This window comes from Streptomyces sp. SP17BM10 (assembly GCF_036322405.1).
Lineage (GTDB): Bacteria > Actinomycetota > Actinomycetes > Streptomycetales > Streptomycetaceae > Kitasatospora.
The window spans coordinates 1-19,179 of the sequence record NZ_JAQYXB010000343.1 but is presented as its reverse complement, the minus strand read 5'-3'; the positions used below and the strand labels follow the sequence as shown (position 1 = coordinate 19,179).

Annotated in this window: 19 protein-coding genes; 12 read left to right on the top strand and 7 right to left on the bottom strand. The window is 73.6% G+C overall.

What is annotated here, in order from left to right:
• Positions 1–80 precede the first annotated feature (80 nt).
• Positions 81–1,268 (top strand): alkaline phosphatase family protein, encoded by a 1,188-nt coding sequence (locus PUR71_RS02470; protein WP_329924626.1) that lies wholly within the window; start codon positions 81–83, stop codon positions 1,266–1,268.
• Between the two features lie 115 nt (positions 1,269–1,383).
• Positions 1,384–2,040 (top strand): thymidine kinase, encoded by a 657-nt coding sequence (locus PUR71_RS02465; RefSeq protein WP_329924625.1) that lies wholly within the window; start codon positions 1,384–1,386, stop codon positions 2,038–2,040.
• A 20-nt stretch (positions 2,041–2,060) separates the two neighbouring features.
• On the opposite strand, the gene PUR71_RS02460 is transcribed toward PUR71_RS02465, so the two are convergent.
• The gene (locus PUR71_RS02460) at positions 2,061–2,810 is read right to left on the bottom strand and encodes a VOC family protein (RefSeq protein ID WP_329924674.1); all 750 of its coding nucleotides are present in this window, start codon (positions 2,808–2,810) and stop codon (positions 2,061–2,063) included.
• Between the two features lie 165 nt (positions 2,811–2,975).
• On the opposite strand from PUR71_RS02460, the gene PUR71_RS02455 reads away from it, so the two are divergent.
• A complete protein-coding gene (locus PUR71_RS02455; protein ID WP_329924624.1) occupies positions 2,976–3,851 on the top strand; it encodes a sulfurtransferase in 876 nt (291 codons plus the stop codon).
• A gap of 67 nt (positions 3,852–3,918) precedes the next feature.
• Here the strand turns inward: PUR71_RS02455 and sepH are convergent, their stop codons facing one another.
• From sepH to PUR71_RS02435, 4 genes are all read right to left on the bottom strand, one after another.
• Positions 3,919–4,986, bottom strand: a complete 1,068-nt coding sequence (sepH, locus tag PUR71_RS02450; RefSeq protein ID WP_329924623.1) for a septation protein SepH — start codon at positions 4,984–4,986, stop codon at positions 3,919–3,921.
• A gap of 648 nt (positions 4,987–5,634) precedes the next feature.
• The gene (locus PUR71_RS02445) at positions 5,635–6,291 is read right to left on the bottom strand and encodes a hypothetical protein (protein WP_329924622.1); all 657 of its coding nucleotides are present in this window, start codon (positions 6,289–6,291) and stop codon (positions 5,635–5,637) included.
• 66 nt (positions 6,292–6,357) lie between these two features.
• Positions 6,358–7,680, bottom strand: coding sequence for a D-arabinono-1,4-lactone oxidase (locus tag PUR71_RS02440; RefSeq protein ID WP_329924621.1), 1,323 nt, complete (start codon positions 7,678–7,680; stop codon positions 6,358–6,360).
• A gap of 134 nt (positions 7,681–7,814) precedes the next feature.
• Positions 7,815–9,071 carry an MFS transporter gene (locus tag PUR71_RS02435; RefSeq protein WP_329924620.1) on the bottom strand — a complete coding sequence of 419 codons (1,257 nt, stop codon included), beginning with the start codon at positions 9,069–9,071 and terminating at the stop codon, positions 7,815–7,817.
• A 130-nt stretch (positions 9,072–9,201) separates the two neighbouring features.
• Here PUR71_RS02435 and PUR71_RS02430 point away from each other — a divergent pair, with 130 nt between their 5' ends.
• On the top strand, positions 9,202–10,344 hold the full coding sequence (locus tag PUR71_RS02430) for a ferrochelatase (RefSeq protein WP_329924619.1): 1,143 nt from the start codon (positions 9,202–9,204) through the stop codon (positions 10,342–10,344).
• A gap of 21 nt (positions 10,345–10,365) precedes the next feature.
• Positions 10,366–11,184, top strand: a complete 819-nt coding sequence (locus PUR71_RS02425; RefSeq protein WP_329924618.1) for an inositol monophosphatase family protein — start codon at positions 10,366–10,368, stop codon at positions 11,182–11,184.
• Between the two features lie 198 nt (positions 11,185–11,382).
• Here PUR71_RS02425 and PUR71_RS02420 read toward each other — a convergent pair whose 3' ends face one another.
• Positions 11,383–11,568, bottom strand: coding sequence for a hypothetical protein (locus PUR71_RS02420; RefSeq protein ID WP_030057688.1), 186 nt, complete (start codon positions 11,566–11,568; stop codon positions 11,383–11,385).
• A gap of 447 nt (positions 11,569–12,015) precedes the next feature.
• Between PUR71_RS02420 and PUR71_RS02415 the strand changes: the two genes are divergently transcribed.
• The 4 genes from PUR71_RS02415 (at position 12,016) to PUR71_RS02400 (ending at position 16,153) form a co-directional block, all read left to right on the top strand.
• Entirely contained in the window at positions 12,016–12,669 is a 654-nt protein-coding gene (locus tag PUR71_RS02415; RefSeq protein ID WP_030057689.1) for a response regulator transcription factor, read from the top strand.
• A 79-nt stretch (positions 12,670–12,748) separates the two neighbouring features.
• On the top strand, positions 12,749–14,077 hold the full coding sequence (locus PUR71_RS02410; protein WP_329924617.1) for a sensor histidine kinase: 1,329 nt from the start codon (positions 12,749–12,751) through the stop codon (positions 14,075–14,077).
• Positions 14,078–14,328: 251 nt separating this feature from the next.
• Positions 14,329–15,309 (top strand): acyl-ACP desaturase, encoded by a 981-nt coding sequence (locus PUR71_RS02405; RefSeq protein ID WP_329924616.1) that lies wholly within the window; start codon positions 14,329–14,331, stop codon positions 15,307–15,309.
• Between the two features lie 544 nt (positions 15,310–15,853).
• Positions 15,854–16,153, top strand: coding sequence for a DUF4193 domain-containing protein (locus PUR71_RS02400; RefSeq protein ID WP_329924615.1), 300 nt, complete (start codon positions 15,854–15,856; stop codon positions 16,151–16,153).
• A gap of 185 nt (positions 16,154–16,338) precedes the next feature.
• On the opposite strand, the gene PUR71_RS02395 is transcribed toward PUR71_RS02400, so the two are convergent.
• Entirely contained in the window at positions 16,339–16,788 is a 450-nt protein-coding gene (locus PUR71_RS02395) for a DUF3093 domain-containing protein (RefSeq protein ID WP_443077326.1), read from the bottom strand.
• A 131-nt stretch (positions 16,789–16,919) separates the two neighbouring features.
• On the opposite strand from PUR71_RS02395, the gene PUR71_RS02390 reads away from it, so the two are divergent.
• The 3 genes from PUR71_RS02390 (at position 16,920) to PUR71_RS02380 (ending at position 18,883) form a co-directional block, all read left to right on the top strand.
• Complete coding sequence (locus PUR71_RS02390; RefSeq protein ID WP_443077325.1) at positions 16,920–17,549, top strand: PaaI family thioesterase; 630 nt, start codon at positions 16,920–16,922, stop codon at positions 17,547–17,549.
• Positions 17,546–18,010 (top strand): dUTP diphosphatase, encoded by a 465-nt coding sequence (dut, locus tag PUR71_RS02385; protein WP_329924613.1) that lies wholly within the window; start codon positions 17,546–17,548, stop codon positions 18,008–18,010. The genes PUR71_RS02390 and dut overlap by 4 nt, the downstream gene beginning before the upstream one ends.
• A gap of 69 nt (positions 18,011–18,079) precedes the next feature.
• Positions 18,080–18,883 carry a DUF3710 domain-containing protein gene (locus tag PUR71_RS02380; RefSeq protein WP_329924612.1) on the top strand — a complete coding sequence of 268 codons (804 nt, stop codon included), beginning with the start codon at positions 18,080–18,082 and terminating at the stop codon, positions 18,881–18,883.
• The last annotated feature ends 296 nt before the right edge of the window (positions 18,884–19,179 follow it).

Sequence of the window (19,179 nt, the reverse complement as noted above, 5' to 3'; positions counted from 1 at the left end):
GCCCCGCCACCCGACCGCCGCGACCGCCCGCCCGCACGACCGCTGACGACCGCGCCGACGACCGCCACGAAACCGGATCCATGTCTTTCGCACCTTCCGACGGCTATGACGCCTTCGAGATCCTCGATCCCGCCTCCGCCCCCGCGCCCGCCTACGGCAGCGGCTCGCTCTGCGACCTGCTGCCCTCGGTCGCGGCGGGGTTGGGCGTCGAGGGCTTCTCGGCGACGCTGCCGATCGCCCCGGCCGACCGCGTGGTGGTGTTCCTGGTGGACGGCCTCGGCTGGGAGCTGTTGCTGCGCCACCCGGAGTACGCGCCGTTCCTGTCCTCGCTCGCGGGCAGTTCGATGGGTGGCACGGGCCGTCCGCTGACGGCCGGCTTCCCGTCGACGACGGCGACCTCGCTGGCCTCGGTGGGCACCGGCACCGCGCCGGGGCTGCACGGCCTGGCCGGCTACACGGTGGCGGTGCCGGGCGCCGGTTACCTGATGAACCAGTTGCGCTGGCAGCCGCCGACGGACCCGGCCGCCTGGCAGCCGTATCCGACGGTCTTCGAGCGGACCCACGCGGCCGGGGTGGCGACGGCGCAGGTGTCGTCCCCGCTGTTCGCGCAGACCCCGCTGACGAGGGTGGCGCTGTCCGGCGGCACGTTCATGGGCCGGACCACCGGCGAGGAGCGGATGGACCGGGCCGCGGCCTGGCTGGCCGAGCACGACCGGGCGCTGGTGTACACGTACGTCAGCGAGCTGGACGGCGCGGGCCACCGCTTCGGCGTGGACTCCGACGAGTGGCGGATGACCCTGGACGCGGTGGACCGGCTGGCCCGGCGGCTGGCCGAGCAGCTGCCGCCGCGCTCGGCGATGTACGTCACGGCCGACCACGGCATGATCGACATCGCGCCGGAGGACCGGATCGACTTCGACGAGGACTGGGAGCTCGGCGCGGGCGTGGCCCTGCTGGGCGGCGAGGGTCGCGCCCGGCACGTGTACGCGGTGCCGGGCGCCGCGGCCGACGTCCACACCGTCTGGAGCGAGGTGCTCGGTGACCGGATGTGGGTGGCGACGCGGGACGAGGCGATCGCGTCGGGCTGGTTCGGCCCGGTCGTGGACGAGCGCGTTCACGCGCGGATCGGCGACGTGGTCGCCGCGGCCCGGGACGACGTCGCGATCATCGCCTCCCGCAACGAGCCCGGCGAGTCGGCGATGATCGGTCTGCACGGCTCGATGACCCCGGTCGAGCAGTTCGTGCCGTTGCTCGAAGTGCGCGCCTGAGCTATGCCGCCGATGCCGCCCACCCCGACGACGCCGCCGATGCCGCCCGCGGCACCGCTGCCACCGCTTTCCCGGTGCCCGAAGTCCCTTGATGTGAAAGGCCCTTGCTCCACCCATGGCTGAACTGGTGTTCTTCTCGGGCACGATGGACTGCGGCAAGTCGACACTGGCGCTGCAGATGGACCACAACCACACCGCCCGCGGCCGGCAGGGGATCATCCTGACCCGACACGACCGGGCCGGTGCGGCGACCATCTCCAGCCGGCTCGGCCTGCGCGCCGAGGCCGTCGAGGTGACCGACGACTTCGACTTCCACGCGCACGTGGTGCAGCGGTTGTCGGCCGGCGGCCGGGTGGACTACCTGATCTGCGACGAGGCCCAGTTCTTCGCGGCCGGGCAGGTCGACCAGCTGGCCCGGGTGGTGGACGAACTGGACATCGACGTCTACACGTTCGGGATCACGACGGACTTCCGGACCCGGCTGTTCCCGGGCTCGCAGCGGCTGATCGAGCTGGCCGACCGGGTCGAGGTGCTGCAGGTCGAGGCGCTGTGCTGGTGCGGCGCGCGGGCCACCCACAACGCGCGGACGGTCGGCGGCGTGATGGTCGTCGAGGGCGCGCAGGTCGTGATCGGCGACATCTCGGTGAAGGAGGACGAGGTCGGCTACGAGGTGCTGTGCCGCCGGCACCACCGCCGCCGGCTGACCGCGGCGACCGCCCGCGCTTCGGTGCTATCCCCGGACGTGCTCCCCTTCGAGCAGCCCCAGTCGTAACGCGGTACCGCCGGCCGGCGCTAGCGGGGTTCGAGGACTTCGAGGACGGAGAAGCGCCCGCCCTGCGGGTCGGCCAGCCGGGCGGCCCGGCCGCGCGCGGTGTCGTGCGGCTCGACCAGGACCCGGCCGCCGAGTTCGGTGGCGCGCCGGACGGCGAGCGCGGTGTCGCGGACGGCGAAGTGGATCCGCCAGCGGGGCGGGTGGCCGCGCAGTTCGGCGCCGTGCCGGATGCCCGCGACCGGTCGGCCGTCCACGAGCAGCGCGGATTCCTCGCCGCCGGGCCGGAAGGCGCGGCCGAGGACGGTGCCGTAGAACGCGGCGGCGCCCTCGGCGTCGGAGGTGAGCAGTTCGGCCCACGCGGGGCCGCCGGGTTCGGGGCCGGCTTCGCGGCCGACGTGCTCCTCGCCCTGCCACAGGCCGAAGACGGCGCCGGAGACGTCGGCGGCGATGGCCATCCGTCCGGCGCGTTCGGCCTGGACGGGCCCGACGGCGACGGTGCCGCCGCACTCGCGCACCAGCTGGGCGGCGGAGTCGGCGCTGTCCACGGCGAAGTAGGTCGTCCACTGCACCGGGAAGCCGATGGCACTGGAGACGCCGAGGCCGGCGACCGGCTCCCCGTCGAGCTCGGCCCGGACGTAGTCGCCGAGTTGGGCCGGTCCTGGGGAGTAGCTCCAGCCGAGCAGGTCGCCGTAGAACGCGCGGGCGCCGGCCAGGTCGTCGGTCAGCAGGCTGACCCAGCAGGGCGTGCCCTGGGCGAGCCGGAGTTTCACCGCGGGCAATGCGGGCCTCCTCACGGGCGGTTGGCGCACGGAATTCGCGCACGCGAGGGTGATGCTTCCACTCCGGCGCGGGACCAACCCTGCGGCCGCGCGGAAATTCCGGCAAAGACCGCACAAAGAGCGGCGGTTCGGCCGCGCTGCGCGACAATGGCCCGCATGACCACCTACAACGACGGTTCCCCGCTGATCTCCGCGGCCGGGCTGCGGGAGGCGCTCGCCTCGTCGCGTCCGCCGGTGCTGCTGGACGTGCGCTACCAGCTGGTCGGTGCGGCCGCGGGAGGCCCGACGGCCGCGGAGGAGTACCGGGCCGGGCACCTGCCGGGCGCGCACTTCGTCGACCTGGACCGGGACCTCGCGGCCCCGCCCGGTGCCCCCGGCCGTGGCGGGCGCCACCCCCTGCCGGACCCGGAGCAGTTCGGCGCAGCGATGCGCCGCTTCGGTGTCGCCGCCGACCGCCCGGTCGTGGTGTACGACGGCGGGCCCTCGCTGTCGGCGGCCCGTGCCTGGTGGCTGCTGCGCTGGGCGGGGCACCGTGACGTGCGGGTCCTGGACGGCGGTTACGCGGCGTGGTCGGCTGTCGGGCTCCCGGTGACGGCCGAGGTGCCGGCCGAGGAGGAGGGCGACTTCAAGCCCGTCCCGGGTCAGTTGCCGACGATCGACGGGGACGGCGCGGCGGCGTGGGCGCGTAACGGCCTGCTGCTGGACGCCCGGTCGGGAGAGCGCTACCGCGGCGAGACGGAGCCGGTCGACCCGCGCGCGGGGCACGTCCCGGGTGCGGTGTCGGCGCCGACCACCGAGAACGTCGGCCCGGACGGGCGGTTCCGGCCGGCCGCGGAGCTGGCGGAGCGGTTCCGCGCGCTGGGCGCGGGGGAGCGGGACACGGCCGTGTACTGCGGGTCGGGGGTGACGGCGGCGCACCAGGTCCTGGCGCTGGAGGTGGCGGGCGTGCCGGCCGCGCTGTACCCGGGGTCGTGGAGCGAGTGGTCGAGCGACGCTGGCCGTCCGGTGGCGGTCACGGAGCAGCCGGGCTGAGCACCCGGCGTGCGGGCGTGCGGAAGGGGCGGGAGGCTTCGGCCTCCCGCCCCTTCCGCGTGGACGGCTATTCCTGCTTCTTGCGCCGGCTGCCGAAGACGATCTCGTCCCAGCTGGGCACGGTGGCCCGGCGCCCGGGCCGGACGCCGTCCGCCTCGGCCTGCCGGTCGGTCGTGCCGACCAGGCGCTCGCGGTGCGGGGCGACGGCGCGCGGCATCAGGATGTCGGCGTAGGCGGAGCCGGCGCCGACGGCGGGTGCCGCGGCGGCGGCCGGTTCCTCGGTCTCCTCGGCGACCTCGGCGGGCACCGGTTCGACCGGGGCGGGCCCGACGGCGAGGTCACCGCGGAAGGCGGGGACGACGTCGAGCAGGCTGGTGAGCGAGTCCCGGCTCTCGGCCGCGGCCTCGCGCGCCTCGCGGGCGGACATGATGCGGTCGGCGGAGGGGCGGTCGATCATCGGGCGGGGCGGCCGGTCCTGGGGGAGCCGGGCGATCCGCGGGATGAACGGGAAGACCGAGTCCTCCTCGCGCTCGACGTTCTCGCCGATCAGCGCGCGGGCCTCGTCGTCGTTGGGCGTGACGAGGCGCCGGGGCGGGTCGTAGGTCCAGGAGGCGCTGCGGCCCTCGCCGTCGGCGCGGTAGGAGAGGATGACCTCCCACGTGCCGTCGTCGCGCCGCCAGGAGTCCCAGCGCTCGGTCTCCTTCTCGGCGCCGCGCAGCGCGAGCCGCTCGGCGACGGCCTCGCCGAGCTGCGGGCCGGGGGACTCGCCGTTGCGGCGGATGGCGGTCTTGCGGGCGCGCTCGGCCATGAAGGCGCGTTCGGCGAGGACGGGGCCCTCGAAGCGGCGGACCCGGTCGACGGAGATGCCGGCGGCCTGGGCGACCTCCTCGGCGGAGGCACCGGCTCGTATCCGCGCCTGGATGTCCCGGGGGCGAAGGTGGCTCTCGACCTCGATCTCGATCTGGCCGAGGCGCGGGCGGTCGCCGCGGATGGCGGCGCGCAGCCGCTCGTCGATGGGGAGGGTGTACTCCGTGCTGTCGGCAGCCTTGAGCACCAGCCGTGTGCCGTCGTTGCTGACGGCCACAACCCGCAGTTCGGGCACGGTTACCTCCCGGGTGGTGCCTGCCGACGTCACCTGCGTCGCTGCTCCCGTACTGAGTGTGGCCTGCCCGCTCGCGACTGGCCACAACCTTGCTGAGTTCCCCGGCGTGTCGGGCTCACGCCCGTCCACACCGCTGTGGCACGGTTGCCTTTTTGCCACGTCATCCGTCGACGTCGCGCCTGGGTGTCCCGGCCGTCCTCGCACGCGGAGTGTTCGCGACGATCCGGGACCGGCGTCGCCGTGCGTGCCTGTGTCGTGGCTCTTCGTCAGTTTGCCGTGGTACTGGCAGTCGACAAGTCGACCCAAGGCTCAGGCTTTACGAACAGTACTCCATTCGTGGCATCCGGAGGGGCGGCTCGCCGCTCAAGTCTCCCGCGATTCACGGGAATCTCAAGAGCGCGCGCCCCGGGGGGCGGACCACCACCGGATGAACGGTGATCATCTTCACACAATCTCGGGGAGAAGAACCGGATTTTCGTCCCTTGTGTCCTTCTTTGGGCAAGATGGAGTGTCTTGTTCGAAGAAAAGTCGTACGGACCGAGGGATGTCGATGCCGGAGCGGGAGCCCGTCGAGGAGGGCGGGAAGGACGAGCGCAGGCGGATCGATCTGAGTGTCGCTCAGGTCGTGGCGAGCGCGCTGGCCGCGGTGGTGGGGGCCTTGTTGGCGTCCGAACTCGGGGTCTACGGCACGATCATGGGTGCGGCGGTGGTGAGCGTCGGGGCCACCACGGGCGGCGCGGTGTTCCAGCACCTGTTCAAGCGCACCGGCGAGCAGTTGCGCGAGGCGGTGGACCGGGGGCCGAACCAGACGGTGAGCGGGCTGCGCCAGGTGCCGGTGGACGAGCGCCTCCCGCGGGCGGCGCCGGTGATCTCGTCGGAGTGGAACGAGCCGCGGGTGGTGCGGGCGCGGCGGCGGTGGACGTGGCGGACGTGCGCGGCGGTGTCGGGGCTGGTGTTCGTGCTGGCGATGACGCCGATCGTGGCGTTCGAGCTGGCGACCGGGCAGCCGGTGTCGGCGACGGTGAAGGGCGAGTCGGGCAGCGGGACGTCGCTGGGCGGCACGGTGGGGACGAAGCCGGCGCCGGAGCCGGTCGGCGATCCGACGGGCCGTCCGTCCGGTGGCGGGCACGGGCCGGACGGGACGCCGTCGGGCGGCGCGTCGAGTGGTGCGACGTCGAAGCCGCGGCCGGAGCCGAGCGGCAGCCCGAGCGGGTCGCCGACCTCGGGCGGGTCGCCGTCCCCGACGCCGACGCCGACCTCGGACCCGAGCCCGACCGGGACGCCCACCTCCGGCGCGTCCCCGTCGGCGGGCGGCGGGAAGCCGACCGGCGGGGCCACCCCGCAGCCGCCCGCGCCGAGCCAGGAGTCCGGCGCCCCGGCGGCCGCCGCGCAGACGCCGGCCGGTTAGGCGCCGAGGACCCTTCGCAGGTACGGGTTGGCGAAGAGGCGGCCGGGGTCGACCTCGTCGCGCAGGGCGGTGAAGTCGCCGAAGCGCGGGTAGACCCCGGCGAGGTACTCGGCGTCGCGGGTGTGCAGCTTGCCCCAGTGCGGGCGGCCCTGGTGGGCGGCCATCAGCTGTTCGACGCCGGTGAAGTAGCCCTGGTCGCGGGTGCCCCGGTAGAGGTGGACGGCGATGTAGGCGCTGTCGCGGCCGGAGGCGGTGGAGAGCCAGAGGTCGTCGGCGGGGGCGAAGCGGACCTCCACCGGGAAGCTGATCCGCCAGTCGGACCGCTCGACGAGCGCCTTCAGCTCGCGCAGCACGTCCGCGACGGCGGCGCGCGGCACGGCGTACTCCATCTCGACGAAGCGGACCTTGCGCGGGCTGGTGAACACCTTGTGCGAGGTGTCGGTGTAGCTGCGGTCGGACCACGCCCGGCTGGCGAGCGAGGCGATGGCGGGGATGCTGCCGGGGAAGCGGCGGCCGACCCGGCAGGCGCCCTCCCACACGGTGTTGGAGAGGAAGTCGTCCTCCAGCCAGCCCTTGAACCGGGGCAGTGGAGCGGCCGGCCCCTGGCTGCGGTTGTTGCGCTTGGTGCTGCAGCGGTCGGTGTGCGGGAACCAGTAGAACTCGAAGTGCTCGTTGACGGCGGTGAGGTCGTCGAGGCGTTCGAGGACCTCGTCGAAGCGCATCGGCTGCTCGTGCGCGGTGAGCAGGAAGGACGGCTCGACGCCGAAGGTGAGCGCGGTGATCACGCCGAGCGCGCCGAGGCCGAGGCGCGCGCCCTCGAAGAGCCGCGGGTTCTCGGTGGGGGAGCAGCGGTGGATGGTGCCGTCGGCGAGGACGATCTCCAGGGCGCGGATCTGCGCGGCGAGCGAGCCGGAGTCGCGGCCGGTGCCGTGGGTGCCGGTGCTGGTGGCGCCGGCGACGGTCTGGACCTCGATGTCGCCCATGTTGGTGAGCGAGAGGCCCTCGGTGGCGAGGAGCCGGTTGAGCCGGTGCAGCGGGAGGCCGGACTCGACGGTGACGGTGCCGGCCTCGCGGTCGATCCCGCGGACGGCGGTGAGCGCGTGCGGGCGGATCTGGACGCCGTCGCCGGCGGAGGCGATCGCGGTGAAGGAGTGGCCGGAGCCGACGGCCTTGACCGTGCGGCCCTGCTCGGCGGCGCGCCGGATCTCCCTGGCCAGTTCCTCCGCGGTGCCGGGCGCGGCGGCCCGGGCGGGCCGGGCGCTCTGGTTGCCCGCCCAGTTGGTCCAGCGGACGGCGGTCGCGGTACTGGCCTGGGGCATGTGCTGACTCCTGCTCCGTGGCCGACCGGGGTCGGCGGGGGTCCGGGCGGTGGGGCGCCGGTAGGGCCTGTGCACGGGGCCGCGCGGACCCCTACCCGCGGGTAGGCCCGCGAGTAGGGAGGAGATTAGTCAGTTCACCGTCCGAGGTCTACGGGTTCGACGGCGGGCGCCCCGGGCCCGGCCGCGGGCAGGCCGGCCCGCAGGGTGCGCAGGCCGACGAGGGCGACCAGGACGCCGAAAACGCCGGCGACCAGCGGCACCCAGTAGCCGGCGGCGGCGCCGAAGCCGTCCACCACCCAGCCGCCGGCCGAGGAGCCGAGGGCGACGCCGAGGGCGAGGCCGGTGGTGGTCCAGGCCATGCCCTCGGTGAGCTGGGCGGCCGGGACGAGCCGTTCGACCAGGGCCATCGCGGAGATCAGGGTGGGGGAGATGGCGAGGCCGGCGAGCAGCAGGACGGCGCCGGTGGCGAGCAGCCCGCCGAGGCCCCCCACCGACTCGGCGACGAGCAGCACCGGGATCATGGTGAGCGCCATCATCACGACGCCGACGACGAAACGATTCGCCAGGGAGCTGGTGGGCTTGAGCGCGCCGTAGACCATGCCGGCCAGGCCGGAGCCGAGCGCCCACACGGCGAGGACGGTGCCGGCGAGGCCCTCGTGGTCCTGCGCCCGGGCGAAGGCGACGGTGACGATCTCGACCGAGCCGAAGATCGCCCCGGTGGCGATGAAGGTGAGCACCAGCACGACGAGGCCCGGGTTGAGGATCGCGCTGCGGCCGTCGTGGGCGGCGGCCGGGTGGACCGGCGGCTCGGTGCGCCGCTGGGCGGTGAACAGGACGATCCCGACGGTGAGCGCGAGGCCGGCGGCGAGCAGACCGGACTCGGGGAAGACGTTGGTGGCCAGGCTGACGGCGAGGATCGGGCCGACCATGAAGCAGAACTCGTCGACCACCGCCTCGAAGGAGTAGGCGGTGTGCAGCCGGGCGGGCTTGTCCCGGTAGAGGTGGGCCCAGCGGGCGCGGACCATGGCGCCCGCGCTGGGCATGACGCCCATGCCGATGGCGAAGACGAAGAGCGTCCAGTCCGGTGCGCCGAAGTGGGCGCAGAGCAGCAGTCCGGTCGCCGCGGCGATGGTGAACGCGGCGGCGGGCAGCGCGACGCGGCGCTGGCCGTGCCGGTCGACGAGCCAGGAGACGGCCGGCCCGAGCACCGCGGCGGCGATCGCCAGCGTCGCCGAGACGAGGCCCGCCACCCCGAAGGAGCCGCGCTGCTGGGACAGCATGGTCACGATGCCGATGCCGGTCATCGAGATCGGCAGCCGGGCGATGAACCCGGCGGAGGAGAAGGCCAGCGTGCCGGGGGCGGCGAATATCTGGCGGTAGCTGGACAGCACGCGGAAGCTCCGGAGAGGTAAGGAACATGGCGGTTGAACACAGCTTACGTATGTTGGCAAACGGAATTTTCCGGGCTCCCCGTGCGGCCCCGCCGACGGGCCCCGGCCCCTCAATGGCAGGATCGGTGCCATGTCCGACGCGCGCAAACCCTCCCTCTCCGGCGCCGCTCCCTACGACGCCCTCCTGCTGCTCTCCTTCGGTGGCCCCGAGGCCCCCGAGGACGTCGTGCCGTTCCTGGAGAACGTCACCCGCGGCAGGGGAATCCCGAAGGAACGCCTGAAGGAGGTGGGCAAGCACTACTTCATGTTCGGCGGGATCAGTCCGATCAACGGGCAGAACCGCGAGCTGCTGGCCGCCCTGCGCAAGGACTTCGCCGACCACGGCCTGGACCTGCCGGTCTACTGGGGCAACCGGAACTGGGCGCCCTACCTGACCGACACCCTGCGCGAGATGGCCGCCGACGGGCACCGCCGGATCGCCGTCCTCGCCACCAGCGCCTACGCCGGCTACTCCGGCTGCCGCCAGTACCGCGAGAACCTCGCCGACGCGCTCGCGGTCCTCGCCGAGGAGGGCGGCCCCGAGCTGCGCGTCGACAAGCTGCGGCACTTCTACAACCATCCGGGCTTCGTCGGGCCGATGGCCGAGGCCACCGTCGCCGCCCTGGAGCAGCTGCCCGCCGACGTGCGGGCCGGCGCCCGGCTGGCGTTCACCACCCACTCCATCCCCGACGCGATGGCCGAGACCTCCGGCGCCCCGGACGACCCGGCCCGCGGCGAGCCCGGCGGCGCGTACGTCGCCCAGCACCTGGACGTCGCGCGGCTGGTCGTCGCGGCCGTCGCCGAGCGCACCGGCGTGGCCGACCGGCCGTGGGAGCTCGTCTACCAGAGCCGCAGCGGCGCGCCGCACGTCCCGTGGCTGGAGCCGGACGTCTGCGACCACCTGGAGGCCCAGCACGCCGACGGCGCGCCGGCCGTCGTGATGGTCCCGATCGGCTTCGTCTCCGACCACATGGAGGTCACGTACGACCTCGACACCGAGGCCGTCGCCAAGGCCGCCGAGCTCGGCCTGCCGGTGGCCCGGGCGGCCACCGTCGGCGCCGACCCGCGGTTCACCGCCGCCGTGCGCGACCTGGTCCTGGAGCGGGCCGCCACCGAGCGCGGCGAGGCCGTCACCCGCTGCGCCCTCGGGGCGCTCGGGCCCAGCCACGACGTGTGCGCGGTGGCCTGCTGCCCCAACCCGCGCGCACCCCGCCCGGCCGCCGCCGAGCGCTGACCCGTACCGGAGGAGATCCCCGTGCCCAGCCCCGCCCTGCCCGACGCCCGGCTGCTGGACGACCTGCTCGACGTGGCCCTGGACGCAGCCCGCAGGGCCGGCACCCTGCTGCGTGACGGCCGGCCCGCCGACCTGGGCGTGGCCGGCACCAAGAGCAGCCCGGTCGACGTGGTCACCGAGATGGACCTCGCCTCCGAGAAGCTCCTCGTGGAGCTGATCGCCGAGCGCCGCCCGCAGGACGGCTACCTCGGCGAGGAGGGCGCCGAGCGGCCCGGCACCAGCGGGGTGCGCTGGGTCGTCGACCCGCTCGACGGCACGGTCAACTACCTCTACGGGCTGCCCTCGTGGGCGGTGAGCGTGGCCGCCGAGGTGGACGGCCGGGCGGTCGTCGGTGTCGTCCACGCGCCGGCCCGCGGCGAGCTGTTCCACGCCGTCGTCGGCCGCGGCGCCCGCCTCGACGGCGCGCCGATCTCCGCCCGCCCGGCCCCGCCGTGGGGGCAGGCGCTGATCGGCACCGGCTTCAACTACGTCGAGGCGGTGCGGGTCCGGCAGGCCGAGGTGCTGCTGGCCCTGATGCCCGAGGTGCGGGACATCCGCCGGGGCGGCGCGGCCGCGGTGGACCTGTGCGACGTCGCCGCCGGGCGCCTCGACGGCTACTACGAGCGCGGACTGGCCCCCTGGGACCGCGCCGCGGGCTGCCTGATCGCCACCGAGGCCGGCGTCCTGACCGGCGGCCGGCCGGGGCACGGCCCGGACGGCGAACTCACCGTCGCCGCCGCCCCCGGCGTGTACGAGCCGCTCCAGGAGCGCCTGGCCGCGCTGCGGGCCTGGGCGGACTGAGCGCGTCACCGGAATTCCGCCCCTGGGACAGGTCATGTCCCAGGGGCGAAATTTTGCCCTCAGCCGGCACGGGCCCCTCCCGGGCCGGGCAAACGAAGAGCCCTGGCACACGGGGAATGCCAGGGCCTGGGGTTTCGCACGGCCCCCGCAGGGCCGCTGGTGCCGGAGGACCGGCGTCGGGTCAGGTGCTGCGAAGCGTCACGCGGCGGTGCGGTGACGCTCGAGCACGGTGTCCACGCCGTGCTCGGCGGCGAGTCGGCGGAGGTCGTCCAGCTCGGACTGCTCCACCTCGGCGAGGAACTCGTCCCCGGCCTCGATCGCGCGGTGCAGGTCCTGCTCGGCGTTGGCTATGCGCTGCAGGATTCCGGCCTTGAAGGCGTCCATACGGGCCCCCTTACTGTGTCGGACGTGCACGGTCGTGCGTTCTCCGCCCTGAGAGGTGGTCCGGTCGACGGAAGCGCCCGGGACCGGCGGGTGTGCCGCTCCGGTCGGGCGCGGAGACGGCCCCTCGGCCGCTCCCGGTGACGTCCCATGCCCCAGGGCCGGCGCGGATGAACGCACGGCGGGTGGGTGCGACCGGCCAAGGGCCAGATCGCGGGTGTGCAGCTGTCCTCCCCGCCCCGGGGGCCGGGAAACCTGCCCGGCCGAGAAATCTGCCCGTGTCACAGTCCAATCGGACTGCTCCGGATGCGAACCGTGACCCGCGGGGAGTCGGGCGAACCCCCCGGAGGGGCAGCTTATCGCTGCTTTACCGAAGGACCAGGCAGGATGGAGGCACGTTCGGAGCCGCGCGTCCGCTTCCGGGGCCGGCCTGGAGAAGGGACAACGACCGTGCGGGTTCTCGTCGTCGAGGACGAGCAGCTGCTCGCCGAGGCCGTCGCCACCGGCCTGCGCCGCGAGGCGATGGCCGTCGACGTGGTGTACGACGGGGAGGCCGCGCTCCAGCGCATCGCGGTCAACGACTACGACGTCGTGGTGCTCGACCGGGACCTGCCGCTCGTCCACGGCGACGACGTCTGCCGCAAGGTGGTCGAACAGGGCCTGGCGACCAGGGTCATCATGCTGACCGCCTCCGGCGACATCAGCGACCGGGTCGAGGGCCTGGAGATCGGCGCCGACGACTACCTTCCGAAGCCGTTCGCCTTCAGCGAACTCGTGGCCCGGGTAAGGGCGCTGGGCCGCCGCGCGACCATCCCGCTGCCGCCGGTCCTGGAGCGCGCCGGCATCTCGCTCGACCCCGGCCGCCGCGAGGTCATCCGCGACGGACGCACCGTCCAGCTCGCCCCCAAGGAGTTCGCCGTCCTGGAGGTCCTGATGCGCGCCGGCGGCGCCGTCGTCTCCGCCGAACAGCTCCTGGAGAAGGCCTGGGACGAGCACACCGACCCGTTCACCAACGTCGTGCGCGTCACCGTCATGACGCTGCGCCGCAAGCTCGGCGACCCGCCGGTCATCGTCACCGTGCCCGGCTCCGGCTACCGCATCTGACCGGGGGCCACTCCGGATCCCCGGCGGATCCCCCCACCGAACAGCGCCCGTCCCCGGCGGACGCCCCGAGAGGACCATCATGACCACCCCGCCCCCGGCCGGCGGGCCCTCCGGCGCGCCCGCCGGCGGCCCGCGCACCGTACCGCCCAAGCCCGCACACCCCCCGCGCGCGCCCCGGCTGCACCAGTCGACGCACGAGAGCTACGTCCCCGGCGACGGCATGCTCGCCTGGCTGCCGTTCCGCCCCACCATCCGGATGCGGCTCACCCTGCTCTACGGCGGGATGTTCCTGATGGCCGGTGTCGTGCTCCTGCTGGTGATGTACTTCTTCGTCCAGGAGGCGCTGAACTACGTCGCGCCGCCGAAGTTCGACTTCACGGTCATCGACCCCAGCACCGGCCGCATCTCCGACACGTTCAACGTCGGCAACGTGAAGATGAACAGCGACCAGCTCAACCAGCTGATCGCGAGCCGGCACGAGACGGCGTCCGCCGTCGCCGCCAACACGCTGCTGCGCAAGTCCCTCACCGTCCTGGTCTGCCTCGCCGTGATCGCCTTCGCGGCCGGCTACGCGATGGCCGGCCGGGTGCTGCGCCCGCTCGGCCGGATCACCCGCACCGCCCGCGACGTGGCCTCCTCCGACCTGCACCGCCGGATCGAGCTGGACGGGCCGGACGACGAGCTCAAGGAGCTCGCCGACACCTTCGACAGCATGCTCGACCGGCTGGACCGCTCGTTCGACTCCCAGCGCCGCTTCGTCGCCAACGCCTCGCACGAGCTGCGCACGCCGCTGGCGATCAACCGGACCCTGCTGGAGGTGCAGCTCTCCGACCCGGCCGCCTCGCCCGACCTCCAGCAGCTCGGCAAGACCCTGCTGGCCACCAACGAGCGCAGCGAGCAGCTGGTCGAGGGCCTGCTGCTGCTCGCCCGCAGCGACAACGAGCTCACCGAGCGCCGCCCGGTGGACCTGTCCGAGGTGGCCTCCCGGGCGCTGGAGCAGACCCGCTCCGAGGCCGACAAGCGGGAGGTCGAGCTGCGCTCCACGCTCGATCCGGCCGTGGCCTCGGGCAACGGCGTCCTGCTGGAACGGATCGCCCTCAACCTGCTGCAGAACGCCGTGCGCTACAACACCGCCGGCGGCTGGGTCGAGCTGACCACGGCCGAGGTGCCGGGCGGCGGCGAACTGGTCGTCTCGAACACCGGCCCGATGGTGCCGCAGTACGAGCTGGAGCACATCTTCGAGCCGTTCCGCCGGATCAAGGGCGCCGACCGCACCCGCAGCGACAAGGGGGTCGGGCTGGGCCTGTCCATCGTGCGCTCGGTGGTCCGCGCCCACGGCGGCGTCATCGAGGCCGCTCCGCGCCCCGGTGGCGGCCTCACGATGCGGGTGCGCATCCCCGGCCCCTGATCCCGCCCGCGGGCCGCTGCGGGGCCCACCGCGCCGCCCGTGCCACCGCCCTCCGTAAGCGACCGTTCCCGGCCGCCCCCGTCAGGCCCGTCAAGACGACATAAGGCCAGGCGGGGGCGGCTTGTCTTTTCCGGTCCGGGCAACTTACGGTGTCGTAACCTACGCAACCGTAAGTGCGTCCCCCGCGCGTCCCCCGACGTGTCCGCCCAACGCGCCCGTCCCGCGCGTGCCCTCCCCCAGGAGTAAGCCCCGTGACCATCGCCCCCGTGCAGCGCAGCACCTCGCTCGGATCGAGCGCCTGGACCGACGCGCGGCTGATCCTTGCCCTCGAAGAGGTCGTCGAGAAGGAGCTCAACCGTCACCTCGCGGTGGCCAAGGAGTGGATGCCGCACGAGTTCGTGCCGTGGAGCCAGGGCCGCGACTTCGACGGCGTGCTCGGCGGCGAGGCATGGTCGCCGGCGCAGTCCCAGGTGACGGCGCTCGGCCGGGTCTCGCTCGTGGTCAACCTGCTCACCGAGGACAACCTCCCGAGCTACCACCACGAGATCGCGACGATGTTCGGCCGCGAGGGCGCGTGGGGCACCTGGGTGCACCGCTGGACCGCCGAGGAGGGCCGGCACGGGATAGCCATCCGCGACTTCCTGCTCGCCACCCGGGCCGTCGACCCGGTGGAGCTGGAGCGGGCCCGGATGTCCCACATGTCCGAGGGCTTCGAGTCCGACAACGCGCACAGCATGCTGCATTCGGTGGCCTACGTGGCCTTCCAGGAGCTCGCGACCCGCATCTCGCACCGCAACACCGGCAAGTACGCCGGCGACCCGCTGTGCGACCAGTTGCTGGCGAAGATCGCCAACGACGAGAACCTGCACATGGTCTTCTACCGGAACCTGCTCAAGGCCGCCCTGGAGATCGCCCCGGACCAGGCCATGCGGGCCATCGCCGACGTCGTGACGGACTTCCGGATGCCCGGCCACGGCATCCCCGGCTTCGAGCGCGCCGCCGCGCAGATCGCCATCGGCGGGGTCTACAACCTGCGCATCCACCACGACGACGTGCTGCAGCCGGTGCTCCGCCACCTGCGGGTGATGGAGCTCGACGGCCTCGGCGCGGAGGGCCTGATGGCCCAGGACGAGCTCGGGGTCTTCCTCGACGGCCTGGACGGGCAGGCCCGCAAGTTCGAGGAGCGGCAGGCCGCGCTGCTCGCCCGCCGGGCCGCGCGCCGGGCCTCCTAGCACGCCCCGCGCGGCCGACGTCCGCCGGTGCGCCGCCCTCCGGGGCGGCGCACGGTCGCGCGGGTGCTCCCGGGGAGCCGTCGAGGGCTTCGGAGTGGGTGGATTTTCCGTGATTTGCCCCGGAAGATTCTGAACGTGACCAAGCTCACACCGTGTCGCTCCGCGGTGCCGGTCGAACTCGGAGAGTGATCATGGCCCTTCGGGCTCCGATCGCCGTCCGTGACCGGATTTTCGGCCCAGCGGCGTGCACGGGGTTGGCGACCGTCCCTGCTGGGCATGGGATTCTGCGGGCGCCCGCACGGCCCGCGCTCACTCTGAGTCGCCGTCCGACGGGCTCGGAAGGGGGCCTGAGATGGCCCAGCGTGAGGCCTCCCGCGCCCTGCCGGATCACCCCAACGGACCCCGGGCTGAGTGTCGATTGAGTAACAGGGCTTGAAGTAAGGCAAAATCTCCGCCTCGGGTCGGGCACAAGACCGACCCCCCATGCGTTACGTGCGCTGGAGATACCGCACACACCGCACAACCCGGAGGGGGAGAGCGAAAAATGGCAACCGACTACGACACCCCGCGCAAGACCGACGACGACGTCAACGAGGACAGCATCGAGGAGCTCAAGGCTCGGCGGAACGACAAGGGCGGAAGCTCTGTCGACGTCGACGAGTTCGATGCGGCCGAGGGCATGGAGCTCCCCGGCGCCGACCTCTCGAACGAGGAGCTCGCCGTTCGCGTCCTGCCGAAGCAGGCCGACGAGTTCACCTGCATGAGCTGCTTCCTCGTGCACCACCGCAGCCAGCTCTACAGCGAGAAGAACGGCAACCCGATCTGCCGGGACTGCGGCGCCTGAGCACCGCGGCGGACACGGCCCGGCACCCGCGATCCGCGCGGGGCCGGCACCCAGCCCCTTCCGGCTCCGGGCAGCGGAGCCGGGCGGCAGGTCCGGGCAGGACAAAAGTCGTAGGGACGGTCCCGCACCAGCGGAACCGTCCCTCTTCGTCTTCCGGCGTGCGCCGGCGGTGCACGCGCCCTGCACTACGCCCGCGCGCTCCGGCGGGCCTCCTCCAGCGCCTCGGCCAGCTTCATCGGCGAGCGCGTGGACAGATAGAGGTACGGCGTCGGGTCGGTCGGGTCCGTCACCTCGACGCGCAGCGCCGTCGGGACGTAGCTGCGCAGCAGCATGAAGGCCCGCGGGTCGGCCTTGGGCCCGCGCCAGGCGACCGCCTCGGCCGGGCTCAGCGCGTGCGCGGCGCCCAGGGCGTCCACCGGGATCCGGGCCGGGCCGGCCACCAGGGACCCCTGCACCACGCGGATCCTGGCCGAGCCGTAGCTGCTGATCGCGACCGCGCCCACGGCGATCCCGACGACCAGCCCGATCAGTGCGCCCAGCCCGCTGACCCGCAGCAGGATCAACGCGAGCGCGAGCCCGGTCACGACCGGGAGCAGCCACCAGGAGCGGGGCACGGTGAGGCGTTCGTCGTACATGCCCCCCATTGTGGGCGCCCTCACGACCGGCCCCGGACGGCACCCCCGCCCGTCGCCGCGTCCGTCACGCCGTCCGGAGGCCGTCCGCCGCCCTGCTACCGCCCGGTAGGGCCTCGGTAGGGTGGGGAAGCGTGACCGGTACGACTGCCCCCACGCCCCCCGCCGACCGGTCGGCGCCCGCGACGCCGCCGACCCCGACCACCCCGCCGCCGGACGCCGTGTTGCCCCCGCGGGCCCCCGAGGCACCGGCCCCCGGCACCCGGCTCGGCTCGCACTACGAGCACTGCTTCGGCTGCGGCCCGCAGCACCCCGGCGGCCTGCGGATCGACGCGGTCGCCGGCGAAGGGCTCGACGTCACCGCCGAGTTCACCGTCCGCGACGTCCACCAGGGCGGCCCCGGCCTCGCCCACGGTGGCGTGCTCACCACGGCCATGGACGAGACGCTCGGCACGCTGAACTGGCTGCTGCACGTCCCCGCCGTCACCGGCCGGCTGGAGACCGATTTCCTGCGCCCCGTTCCGGTCGACTCGGTGCTGCACCTGCGCGCCTGGGTCACCGGCGTGCACGGCCGCAAGATCTACGGCGCCGCCGAGGCGCGGATCGGCGGTCCGGACGGACCGGTCGCGGTGCGGGCGCAGGCGCTCTTCATCCAGGTGAAGCTGGAACACTTCACCACGCACGGTCGTCCCGAGGACATCGGGAAGGTCCTCGACGACCCCGACCTGATGAAGCGCGCACGAGCCTTTGAGGTGAACCCTTGAGCACCACCAACCAGCCGCTGGACGTCCTGATCCGGCGCCTCGACCCCGAGCTGCCGCTGCCCGAGTACGCGCAGCCCGGTGACGCGGGCGCCGACCTGCGCACCGCCGTCGACGCAGAGCTGGCGCCCGGTGAGCGGGCCGTCCTGCCGACCGGTGTCGCCATCGCCCTCCCGGACGGCTACGCGGCCTTCGTCCACCCCCGCTCCGGGCTGGCAGCTCGATGCGGAGTTGCGCTCGTGAACGCCCCGGGGACGGTCGATGCCGGGTACCGTGGAGAGATCAAGGTGATCGTCGTCAATCTGGACCCGCGCGAGGGGGTCAGCTTCCGCCGAGGGGACCGGATCGCCCAGCTGGTCATCCAGCAGGTCGAGAAGGCCCGCTTCCACGAGGTGGCCGAGCTGCCTGGGTCGGCACGTGCCGAGGGTGGGTTCGGGTCGACCGGTGGCCACGCCGCGGTCTAGCATGCCCGCGGCCTCGCAGGAAGCCGAGCAGGTATTCGCATCGGTCTTGGACCGGGAAGGACAGTGACCGTGTTCCGTCGTCGCCAGAAGAGCGAGGACGCTGTCGAGCAGCTCGCCGACGACGCCATCAGCGCCGACGAGACGGCCGATGACGTCGAAGGTTCCGCCGAGAGCGAGAACGTGACCGAGCTGGACCCGGCCGACCGGGTCGGCCTGCCGCCGGCCCCGCGGCCGGACGGTCCGTGGGACCACTCCGAGCTGGAGAACCCGGAGGAGGGCCGTGTCGACCTCGGGGGCCTCCTGGTCCCGGGCGTCGAGGGCATGGAGCTCCGCGTCGAGGTCGCCGGTGACGCGATCGTCGCCGCGACCCTCGTCCTCGGCAACAGCGCCATTCAGCTCCAGGCCTTCGCGGCCCCGAAGTCGGAGGGCATCTGGGGGGAGGTCCGCGAGGAGATCGCCAACGGCATCACCGCGCAGGGCGGCCTCATCGAAGAGGAGGAGGGCCCGCTGGGCTGGCACCTCCGCGCCCAGGTCCCCGTGCAGCTGCCGGACGGCACCCAGGGCGTGCAGCTGGTGCGCTTCGTCGGCTGCGACGGCCCGCGGTGGTTCCTGCGCGGCGTGATCTCCGGCCAGGCCGCGGTGCAGCCGGAGATGGCCGGGATCCTGGAGCAGGTCTTCCGGCAGACGGTCGTCGTGCGCGGCGAGAGCCCGATGGCACCCCGCGACCCGATCGTCCTGAAGCTCCCCGAGGACGCGCAGATGGTGGCCGACGGCGGCGGGGCAGCCGCTGCCGCCGCGGAGGGTGAGAGCCGCTTCGGCGGCGCCTCCATCGACCCGTTCTCGCGCGGCCCGGAGATCACCGAGGTCCGCTGACCCCGGCCCGACGTTCCCGCCGGCCGTTCACCGGCCGTTCGCCAATCGCCCCCTCCCGGCCCCCGGGCGGGGGCGATTTGCATGTGGCGCCCCCGGCCCCGTACAGTTCCGGAGTCGCCGCGGGAGACCGGGGCGACGAAAGCGGAAAGCAAATCCGATGAATGAAACTCCGGAAAACGGAGCGGAAATCATCTGATAAGCTGGAAACACGAAAGAACGAAGCGCCCGGAGGGCCCGCTGGAAGGCGGCTCGAAGGAAGCGTCCGTTCCTTGAGAACTCAACAGCGTGCCAAAAGT

Coding starts and splice junctions, on each gene's coding strand:
- PUR71_RS02470 (WP_329924626.1), top strand. CDS start 81: ATGTCTTTCGCACCTTCCGACGGCTATGACGCCTTCGAGATCCTCGAT.
- PUR71_RS02465 (WP_329924625.1), top strand. CDS start 1,384: ATGGCTGAACTGGTGTTCTTCTCGGGCACGATGGACTGCGGCAAGTCG.
- PUR71_RS02455 (WP_329924624.1), top strand. CDS start 2,976: ATGACCACCTACAACGACGGTTCCCCGCTGATCTCCGCGGCCGGGCTG.
- PUR71_RS02440 (WP_329924621.1), bottom strand. CDS start 7,680: ATGCCCCAGGCCAGTACCGCGACCGCCGTCCGCTGGACCAACTGGGCG.
- PUR71_RS02430 (WP_329924619.1), top strand. CDS start 9,202: ATGTCCGACGCGCGCAAACCCTCCCTCTCCGGCGCCGCTCCCTACGAC.
- PUR71_RS02420 (WP_030057688.1), bottom strand. CDS start 11,568: ATGGACGCCTTCAAGGCCGGAATCCTGCAGCGCATAGCCAACGCCGAG.
- PUR71_RS02410 (WP_329924617.1), top strand. CDS start 12,749: ATGACCACCCCGCCCCCGGCCGGCGGGCCCTCCGGCGCGCCCGCCGGC.
- PUR71_RS02400 (WP_329924615.1), top strand. CDS start 15,854: ATGGCAACCGACTACGACACCCCGCGCAAGACCGACGACGACGTCAAC.
- PUR71_RS02395 (WP_443077326.1), bottom strand. CDS start 16,788: ATGTACGACGAACGCCTCACCGTGCCCCGCTCCTGGTGGCTGCTCCCG.